The organism is Actinacidiphila acidipaludis, assembly GCF_019890725.1.
GTDB lineage: Bacteria > Actinomycetota > Actinomycetes > Streptomycetales > Streptomycetaceae > Actinacidiphila > Actinacidiphila acidipaludis.
Genome location: NZ_JAINZZ010000138.1, coordinates 1 through 1,205, shown reverse-complemented (window position 1 = coordinate 1,205; position 1,205 = coordinate 1). Strand labels below are relative to the sequence as shown.

Annotated in this window: 1 protein-coding gene; it reads left to right on the top strand. The window is 68.1% G+C overall.

All coding sequences use genetic code 11. The features are described from left to right. Positions 1 to 1,205, top strand: a 1,205-nt coding sequence (locus K7862_RS37020; protein ID WP_222970190.1) for an amino acid adenylation domain-containing protein, incomplete at both ends; no start/stop codon positions are given.

Sequence of the window (1,205 nt, the reverse complement as noted above, 5' to 3'; positions counted from 1 at the left end):
GTGCCGGAGTTGTTCGAGGCGCAGGTGCGACGCACCCCGCAGAACACCGCGGTGGCCCACGGCACGGACACCCTCACCTACGCCGAACTCAACACCCGCGCCAACCGACTCGCGCACTGGCTCACCGGCCAGGGAGCAGGACCCGAAACCCTCGTCGCCCTCCTGCTGCCCCGCTCACCCGACCTCGTCGTCGCCATCCTCGCCGTCCTCAAAACCGGCGCCGCCTACGTCCCCATCGACCCCGAATACCCCGCCGACCGCATCACCACCATCCTCCACGACGCCCAACCCGTCCTCACCCTCGACACCACCACACTCCCCACCGACCTCACCACCCACCCCGACACCAACCCCACCACCACCCTCACCCCGCACAACACCGCCTACGTCATCTACACCTCCGGCTCCACCGGCCGGCCCAAAGGCGTCCTGATCCCCCACACCAACATCGCCCGCCTGTTCACCGCCACCCAGCACTGGTTCCACTTCGGACCCCACGACACCTGGACCCTCTTCCACTCCTACGCCTTCGACTTCTCCGTCTGGGAACTATGGGGCGCACTCCTGCACGGCGGCCGCCTGATCATCGTCCCCTTCGACACCAGCCGCTCCCCCACCCACTTCCTCACCCTCCTCGCCGAAGAAAAAGTCACCATCCTCAACCAGACCCCCTCCGCCTTCTACCAACTCATGCAAGCCGACCACGACCACCCCCACCCCCGCCCCCAACTCTCCCTACGCCACGTCATCTTCGGCGGCGAAGCACTCGACCTCCCCCGCCTCACCACCTGGTACCACCACCACCCCGACACCCACCCCGTACTCGTCAACATGTACGGAATCACCGAAACCACCGTCCACGTCAGCCACGCACCCCTCACCCACCAAACAACCGCACACGCCACCGCCAGCACCATCGGCCAGACCATCCCCGACCTGCGCGCCTACATCCTCGACAACGCCCTGCGCCCCGTACCCCCCGGCACCCCCGGCGAGCTCTACATCGCCGGCAACGGCCTCGCCCGCGGCTACCTCAACCGCCCGGCGCTGACCGCCGAACGCTTCCCCGCCGACCCCTACGGCCCCGCCGGCACCCGCATGTACCGCACCGGCGACATCGCCCAATGGACCCCCCACGGCACCCTCGAATTCGTCGGCCGCGCCGACCACCAAGTCAAAATCCGCGGCTTCCGCATCGAACTCGG